The sequence below is a fragment of the Alicyclobacillus mali NBRC 102425 genome (genome assembly GCF_001570745.1).
GTDB classification, from domain to species: domain Bacteria; phylum Bacillota; class Bacilli; order Alicyclobacillales; family Alicyclobacillaceae; genus Alicyclobacillus; species Alicyclobacillus mali.
Genome location: NZ_BCSG01000034.1, coordinates 24,006 through 32,552, shown reverse-complemented (window position 1 = coordinate 32,552; position 8,547 = coordinate 24,006). Strand labels below are relative to the sequence as shown.

Sequence of the window (8,547 nt, the reverse complement as noted above, 5' to 3'; positions counted from 1 at the left end):
TGGAGCGCGAGCCAGTGCTGTGACATACAGCATTGTGGAGACGGCGAAGGAAAACGGACTGAATCCGACCGCGTATCTCACGTATCTCTTTGAACGGATGCCGAACATGGATCTGATGGATGAGGCGGCGTTGGCGCCGTTGTTACCGTGGTCGACGGTGCTTCCTGAGGGGATTCGAGTGAAGAGGTGAAATTTCAAATTCATCAGCGAAGGCCCTGCCGGCGACGGCGGGCCTTTCGTATGGAAGGACGAGTCCTTGAGCACCCATGCGGAGCCGGGCGGATGCTCAGCCCCACGCCTGACACATGAGTCAAGGTGTAGTTCGGTTGACGTTTACGAAATGACAGAGGTGCAAATCTCGCGCACGCAGGCTGTCAACAGTACGCGAGCTATTCACAGGTCCCGTGAATCCGCACGAGCAAGGGATTCGTGGGGCTTTGTGTGACTCCGAAGTGTTGAATGCGAGTCTAACTCGATTAAGATGAAGAAGAGACTCATTGGAACCAAGTCAGACCGTGCTGATGGACGATCAAATCCCGCAGAATAGAACTCCTGTGGGCTTAGTAATACTAGCATATGAGGTGAGCGATGCACATGGAAGATCTACCCCTTCTAATGGACTTGCCATCCATGCTGACCGACTGGGTTCCTAAAGTTGCTTCTATTGCAGTTGCAAGTGAAGGAAAATACATTTTTTATCACGCTGGTGAGTACGATTTGCGTTTGCGTCCTGGAGATCTCGTGCGTCCTGGAAGCGTAGCCAATCGTGTGTTTTGCGCAAAGCAGCGCGTAGAGGTCGATGTGGACGAATCAGTTTATGGTCTTCCGTACCACGGTGTCGGATATGTTCTTCATGCCCAACCAGGAAGGCAAATGGCTTTAACTATTATTTTGCCGCCAAGATATAAGGTGAAGTGGATTTCCTATCCCTTTCTCATAGGACGCAGAGAAGATGTATGGTATCCAATTCATTTTCAGGATATTGTTTGGCTCGAAAGTTATGAGAAGCAAACGTGGATTCATACGGTAGAGGCTTCATATACCACTCATCTTCCGTTGCACATCTTGGAGCACGAGCTAGCCCAGCATCAGTTCCTGCGCATTCACCGGTCGTATATCGTCAACGTAGCCTGGATCAAGAGAATTGAACGTGATTTTCATTCTGGGCTTTTAATAATCCTCCAACTCCCTACAGAACAAAAATTACCTGTTTCTCAGACCTACGTACGTTTTGTTCGTGAAAAGCTCGGTTTTTGAATCGATAGGCTCAACACAAAAGTGGAAGTCGAGAGATAGGCTGCCCTTTGTAACAGTGCCCCTTATTTCGCTCATGGTTTATCCGAATATATTACGTTTCGTCGCAAAATATGTCTTTCCGTCAGAAATCAGATGCACGCTTTGAGACGGGGGGTTACATTGAAAGGCGATAGCATCGAATTCGCTTTCATACAAAATGAGGTGGGAACGTGTTTGAGGACAGGATTCGTAATGTGTCTCTCCGTTCTCGAGTATTATCGGTGGATGAGGTACAGGGTTGGATACATGACGGCATGACAATCGCGGTGAGTGGGTTCACAAAGTCGGGTGATGCCAAAGCTGTGTTGAAGGCGCTATCAAGGAGAATCTCAGAGACAAATGAACATACTCGGATTCGCCTACTGTCTGGAGCATCATTGGGAGATACAGATAAGATATTGGCGGAAAAGGGAGTAATGTCTTTTCGTCTTCCATTTCAATCGGAACCGTTCCTCCGAGACAGGATCAATCGAGGCGATATCGAGTATGTCGACCAACATCTTAGCGAGACAGCTGAATGGGTTCGGAGCGGATGGTTCGGTAAGATTGACTTTGCAATCATTGAGGCGACAGCCATCACAGAAGATGGGGGAATTATTCCAACGACCTCAGTAGGGAATAGCCCCATTTTTGTAGAGAAGGCTGACAAAGTTATTGTAGAGATCAATTTGTCTGCGCCTCTAGACTTAGAGGGAGTTCATGATATTTATGTACCTGCGGCGAGACCTCACCGTAAGCCCATTCCCTTAGTCAACGTAGCGGATCGAATTGGGACACCTTATATTCCTTGTTCTCCAGAAAAGATTGTAGCGATTGTCCTTTCGGCTGAGGAGGATACACCTTCAACGGTGTCAGCTGCTGATCCTGACACGCATGCAATGGCTGAATTCATTCAGGAATTTTTGGTTCATGAGGTCCGCCGAGGCCGTTTGCCCAGGCATATCGGTCCTCTGCAAATCGGCATTGGATCTGTGACGAACGCAGTGTTGAGTGGATTCGAAAATAGTCCCTTTGACAGATTGGAACTTTATACAGAAGTCATGCAAGATGCGGCCTTTGAACTTCTAGATGCCGGTAAGGTGCAGTTAGCCTCTAGCTGTTCGTTTACACTCTCACGTTCAATGCGCGAGCATGTTTTGTCGCATCTTGGACAATATAAAAACCGAGTGGTGCTCCGGCCTCAGGAGATTTCCAACCACCCTGAAATCGTGCGGCGTTTGGGTGTGATTGCCATCAACGCGGCTTTAGAGGTCGATATATATGGAAACGTGAATTCCACACACGTATTTGGGACGCGCATGATGAATGGTATCGGCGGGTCTGGCGATTTTGCGCGCAACGCAGCCCTCTCCATATTCGTGACGAGATCCATAGAAAAAGGAGGAAGAATTTCTAGTATTGTTCCGTTTGTCACACACGTCGACCACCCAGAGCATGATGTAGACGTCATTGTGACGGAACGTGGAATCGCCGACTTGCGCGGTTTGAGTCCTCGGCAGCGCGCGCGTGAAATCATCAGTCACCTAGTTCACCCCGATTATAAGGACGAGCTCATAGAGTATGTGCGACGAGCTGAGTCCTTGGGAGGTCATACGCCTCATGTGCTTAGCGAAGCATGGGATTGGCATTTTCGGATGCTGAAATATGGTGACATGCGTTCTTTGGTACATGCTGCCCAATCCGATGTACTCGAGTTCGCAAGTCAGTATCGTCGCGAGCCATTCCGAGTCCGACGATGATGGTTGGGAAAAATGCGTAGACTCAACGGAACGATGCGGTGATTTATAGAAACGCCGCCTGCTGGATTACCCTTCGTGTACGTCGCATGTGTGGACTGCCTCGTTGAGGTCCAAACTCGGACGACATGGTCAGATATCCGTACGCGTGCGGTGCGCCCGGTGACGAAGTACGAAGTGCCCGGCAGACGGAATCGGCGTGCAGCGCACGAGCACGAGGTTTGAGGTTTGTAGATACTACGTAAGTCATCCACAAGCCCCCCGAGCCTTCATGGGCAAAAGGTTCGGGGGATTGTATGTATACGAAATGTCGAAGCCGGGTTGATCTGGGTTATGATAACCTCGTATGATGTGAGCATAATCCCTCTCGTTTGCACAGAAGACGAGCACGAATGATCACAAAGAGCGGTGAGGGGGGATTCACAAGTGATTGCCTTAAGGGTTACGCATCAATTCAGCAATCTTGTACGAGAAATACGGAAGAAGTACGTGGGCAAGGGACCTGAACACATAACAACGAGGTTTATGGGGCCGTGGGTTGCTTGTGAAATGAAAGGCAATCTTACCAGTGTAGAAAGATTTGCTATTCGATCGGAAGAAGGCAGGCGGATTGTCCGAGAACTTCGAACAAGCTTTATCAAGGAACTGTATAACGATGCAGATATCAGAACTCAAGTTGAACAGTTGGTCCATGCTAAATTGGTTACTATTTTTTGCGATTATGATATCGACCTGGATACAGCCTTTACGGTTTATGTTTTTGACCGTCCGTTAGGACTGGACGATCAAGAGTAAACGTGCTACGCTTGGATTAAGCGGTTCATATCCTGTGGATTGGTGAAGAAGCACAGGAAGTGCTTTGAACTACTCCACTAAAACCTAGCCTTCAGTAATAGGAGGCCGGTTTTAGTGGAGTTTTTTATTGGAGGTGCAGTCATGACAAGTCCTGCTTTGCAATTTTCTGTGGTAATCGACGGGGAAAAGATAACAGTCTCGGAAGGACAGACGATTCTGGAAACGATAATGCAGAAAGGTATTGACCATCCTCACGTCTGTTATCACCCTAATATGGGACCCATTCAAACATGTGATACCTGTATGGTGGAAGTGAATGGAGAGTTGGTGCGGGCATGCTCGACCAAGGTAGATGAGGGGATGAACATTCAAACCTCATCTGAACTTGCAGTTGCTGCGCGCGTTGAGGCGATGAACCGAATTCTCGAGAACCACATGCTCTACTGTACCGTTTGTGATAACAACAATGGCAACTGTGTTCTTCATAATACCGCACAGCTCATGAAAATTGAGCATCAAAAGTACCCTTACCGTCCCAAGGGGTACGAGAAAGACATGTCCAATCCGTTTTACCGGTACGATCCAGATCAATGCATCCTCTGCGGACGGTGTGTTGAGGCTTGCCAAAATCTTCAGGTGAACGAAACGTTGTCCATTGACTGGGAGCGGGATATACCCCGAGTCATCTGGGATAACGATGTTCCCATCGATGAATCTTCCTGTGTCTCCTGCGGACACTGCGTCACCGTTTGTCCGACCAATGCCCTGATGGAGAAGTCCATGCTCGGAGAAGCTGGTTTTCTGTCAAGCACTCCTTCTCACGTGCTGAATCCCATGATTGATCTCGTCAAGCAGGTTGAACCTGGATACGGTGGGATTTTTGCGATTTCGGAAGTTGAGTCCGCCATGCGAGAGCAGCGGATTCGGAAGACGAAGACAGTGTGCACATTCTGCGGTGTAGGATGCTCATTTGACGTTTGGACGAAGGGGCGGAAGATCCTAAAGATCGAACCTACAGAAAAGGCGCCTGTAAACGGAATTTCCACGTGTGTAAAAGGGAAGTTTGGATGGGATTTTGTTAATAGCGAGGAGCGGCTCACCAAACCTTTGATCCGGCGCGGGGATTCGTTTGTCGAAGCGACATGGGATGAAGTGCTGGACTTGATTGCCGAGAAATTTCAAGAGATCAAACGAACATACGGTCCAGATGCCCTCGGTTTCATTTCCTCCTCGAAAGTGACGAACGAAGAAAACTACTTGATGCAAAAGCTCGCTCGCTCAGTGATTGGTACCAACAACGTGGACAATTGTTCCCGTTATTGCCAATCTCCTGCGACAGATGGTTTGATGCGAACGGTGGGGCTTGCCGGAGATTCCGGGACGATTCAGGATATTGCGAAGGCAGGGCTTGTGATCATCGTGGGCGCCAATCCCGCTGAGGCGCATCCGGTGCTTGCAACGCGAGTGAAACGTGCCCATAAACTCCACGGTCAAAAGTTGATCGTGGTTGACTTGCGCAAGCACGAAATGGCGGAACGCGCAGATCTCTTCGTACGACCGAAGCAGGGAACAGATCACGTATGGCTTTCTGCAGTAACGAAATACATTATCGATCAAGAATGGCATGATAAGAAATTTTTAAGCGAAAGGGTTGTGGGGTATGACGAGTACAGGAAATCGCTTAGTAAGTACACGCTTGATTATGCGGAAGAGATCACAGGCATTTCGAAGGCGGATTTGATTCAAATCGCGACGATGATTCACGAAGCGAACGGGGTTGCTGTGTTGTGGGCCATGGGTGTTACGCAGCATTGTGGTGGAAGTGAGACCAGCGCTTCAATCAGTGACTTGCTATTAGTCACGGGCAACTACGGCCGCCCGGGAGCCGGCGCGTTCCCGCTGCGTGGTCACAACAATGTCCAAGGCGCTTGTGACTTTGGCACGTTGCCAAACTGGCTGCCTGGGTATCAACTGGTGAGTGATAAAGTTTCCAGGAAGAAATTTGAAGACGTTTGGGGTACGCCGCTTCCAACGACGCCTGGAATGGACAATCAGCAGATGTTGAATGCCATCCTCGAAGGTAAACTTCGTGGAATGTACCTCGTGGGAGAAGACATGGCGTGGGTCGATACGAACGCGAACCACGTCCATGAAGCGCTCAGTCAGTTGGAGTTCTTTGTAGTACAGGACGTATTTTTCACGAAGACAGCTCAGTTTGCGGATGTAGTGCTTCCCGCCAGTCCGAGTTTGGAAAAAGAAGGTACTTTCACAAACACCGAACGACGTATTCAACGTTTGTATCAAGTGTTTGAGCCCCTCGGGGAGTCCAAGCCGGACTGGGAGATTATTTGCGCGATCGCGAATCGGTTGGGTGCAGGTTGGACGTACCAGCATCCGAGCGAAATCATGGCCGAAGCTGCGAAAGTCGCACCCATCTTCGCAGGCGTGACTTACGACCGGCTCGAGGGCTATAACAGTCTCCTCTGGCCTGTTGCGCCGGACGGAACCGATACACCGTTGTTGTACACAGAAGGATTTGGGTTCTCCGATGGGAAGGCTCGGTTGGCTTTGCCAAACTGGGTTCCGCCAATGACACCCGACGAAGAATACGATTTGCATTTGAACAATGGGCGTTTGCTCGAGCATTTTCACGAAGGAAACATGACGGACAAGTCCCCAGGTCTGCGAAAGAAAGTTCCGGATACGTTTGTGGAGATCTCGCTGGAGTTGGCCAAGGAACGCGGTATCGAAGACGGAGCCCTGGTTCGGCTGGTGTCGCGCTACGGATCGGTCAAGGTCCGGGCGGTTGTCACCGACAGAGTTCGCGGCAAGGAATTGTATCTGCCGATGAACACCACGAGCGACCAGTCAGCCGTGAACCTGTTAACGGGCTCGGCGACAGATGTCCGTACGAACACTCCTGCGTACAAGGAAACTTTCGTACGGATGGAGGTGCTTCAACCGAACGGGCGGAGACCGTTACCACGCAACAACCCGCGGTTTGGGAAGCGCAATCCGCAACGCGGTGTCGAAGTGGAACGGAAATGGAAGCGGCCTGGATACATTCCGGTAGAAGAACAAGCGCGGAGGGTTGTCACAAGTGGCACGTCCAATCACCAACATTAAACGAATCGAGTTCACGAAGCCGGAGCAGAACCGGATCGCCCTACATGAACTAGAGGATTCAGTCGCAGATCACAAAACAGCACTGCAGAGCTTGCTCGTGCTGATTCAAGATCTTGAAAACAGTGGGGTCCTTGAAATTCTCCACGCCGCGTTGAATTCGAAGGAGAAGATCGCCTCCATTGCGTTAGAGCAGATTCTGAAACCGTCCGTGTTGAATTCGGTAAAAAACACCATGATCGCAGTTGGATTGGTCGGGAAGATTGATCCAGACCGGATTGGTGCGTTGGCGGATGCTGTAGTCGTCGGTCTTCAGCGCGGGCACGAAAGCCTCGAATCGAACAAGAAGGTCGGCGTCTTCGAACTCGTAAAGGCGCTGCGAGACCCTGGCGTCAACCGTGCCTTGGCGTTCGTGCTTGGATTGTTACGGGGCTTAGGCGAAAGGCTCTAGTTCTTTCATAGGCATATTTCATCGTATTGAACGATCCGGTGGAGAGTTACTTTGCCTCCACCGGATTCTTGTCCAGCGTTAACATAGCCAGTTCAGTGATAGGGTGATCCTGCAAACGGTGTTCGCTATCTTCTAAAGCTAAATTTGTTTTTCTAGTTAATTGAAACTGGGTTCTCAATAGATAACTCGCTGAAGTGTGTACATGACGTGTGTTTGTGGTTGGCATGGACTATGTCCTATCTAATTGCGAATTCATGATAGACATCATCGAGGAGCTTAATATTCTGATTTTATTGTTCTTGGTGAATCATTTATCCTCGATATCCCCTCTCTGCTATTGTTCTTGGAATTGATCTCAGTGGCCAGCGATTATGATAAAACATTTCGTCATTGTAGGTACGGAATGTAGATCAAAGTGCAGACATTCTGCAGCTGTGTAACTCAGTGAACGCACTCCGAATCACGGCGGTTTGCCTCAAGTAGGAGGATAAGGATGGATACGTTTGGTTGGCTCATTATCCACGGTATCGGAACCATTGCCTACGCTGCAAGCGGAGCGTTCGTGGCGTTGCAGGCACGATATAGGATGATCGGAGTATACGTATTGGGTTTAACAACGGCCTTCGGAGGGGGGGTGATCCGCAACATCATTATCGGCATCCCTGTCATAAAACTTTGGGATCGTGAAACGCTGTTACTGGTATTGGGTACATTGACCATACTCTATTTGCTATCTACAAAATGGATACATCATTGGAGAAGGTGGGGGCTCTTTTTCGATTCCATTGGACTTGCGTCGTTTGCGTTGCAGGGTGCGTTATACGCAAAACAAGTGAGTGACAATATCTTCGTGATCATCATTGCCGCATTGTTCTCAGGTGTTGGGGGCGGTATGATTCGGGACTTGTTGGCGGGGAGAAAACCCATCGCTCTTCAGGAAGAAGTACATGCAGTGCTGACTATTCTAGTTGGCGTTGCAGTCTGGATAGATGGAATAAGTTACAAGCGTCCATTACCCCTGATTTTGCTCATTATAGTGGTCGTTACAATTCGCATGATAGCAGTCCGGTTTAAGCACTTACGACAACGAGAATTGACCAGCGGTTCGCAGCGATAATCATAGGAGAGCTTTTTGCAGAATCGTGA

At 49.3% G+C, this 8,547-nt stretch carries 7 protein-coding genes; all 7 read left to right on the top strand.

Features of this window, described 5'->3' with window-relative positions; all coding sequences use genetic code 11:
* A partial coding sequence (locus AMA01_RS11525) for a transposase domain-containing protein (RefSeq protein WP_067851118.1) occupies positions 1–190 on the top strand: 190 nt, incomplete at its 5' end.
* A 398-nt stretch (positions 191–588) separates the two neighbouring features.
* Positions 589–1,257 carry a LytTR family DNA-binding domain-containing protein gene (locus AMA01_RS13675; RefSeq protein ID WP_082744166.1) on the top strand — a complete coding sequence of 223 codons (669 nt, stop codon included), beginning with the start codon at positions 589–591 and terminating at the stop codon, positions 1,255–1,257.
* A 209-nt stretch (positions 1,258–1,466) separates the two neighbouring features.
* Entirely contained in the window at positions 1,467–3,035 is a 1,569-nt protein-coding gene (locus AMA01_RS11520; protein WP_067851105.1) for a succinate CoA transferase, read from the top strand.
* Positions 3,036–3,440: 405 nt separating this feature from the next.
* Complete coding sequence (locus tag AMA01_RS11515; RefSeq protein WP_307188455.1) at positions 3,441–3,827, top strand: DUF2294 domain-containing protein; 387 nt, start codon at positions 3,441–3,443, stop codon at positions 3,825–3,827.
* 141 nt (positions 3,828–3,968) lie between these two features.
* Entirely contained in the window at positions 3,969–6,953 is a 2,985-nt protein-coding gene (gene fdhF / locus AMA01_RS11510; RefSeq protein WP_067851114.1) for a formate dehydrogenase subunit alpha, read from the top strand.
* Entirely contained in the window at positions 6,928–7,401 is a 474-nt protein-coding gene (locus AMA01_RS11505; RefSeq protein ID WP_067851104.1) for a DUF1641 domain-containing protein, read from the top strand. Before fdhF ends, AMA01_RS11505 begins: the two co-directional genes overlap by 26 nt.
* A gap of 493 nt (positions 7,402–7,894) precedes the next feature.
* Positions 7,895–8,518 carry a trimeric intracellular cation channel family protein gene (locus tag AMA01_RS11500; RefSeq protein ID WP_067851102.1) on the top strand — a complete coding sequence of 208 codons (624 nt, stop codon included), beginning with the start codon at positions 7,895–7,897 and terminating at the stop codon, positions 8,516–8,518.
* Positions 8,519–8,547: the final 29 nt, after the last annotated feature.

Coding starts and splice junctions, on each gene's coding strand:
- AMA01_RS13675 (WP_082744166.1), top strand. CDS start 589: ATGCACATGGAAGATCTACCCCTTCTAATGGACTTGCCATCCATGCTG.
- fdhF (WP_067851114.1), top strand. CDS start 3,969: ATGACAAGTCCTGCTTTGCAATTTTCTGTGGTAATCGACGGGGAAAAG.
- AMA01_RS11500 (WP_067851102.1), top strand. CDS start 7,895: ATGGATACGTTTGGTTGGCTCATTATCCACGGTATCGGAACCATTGCC.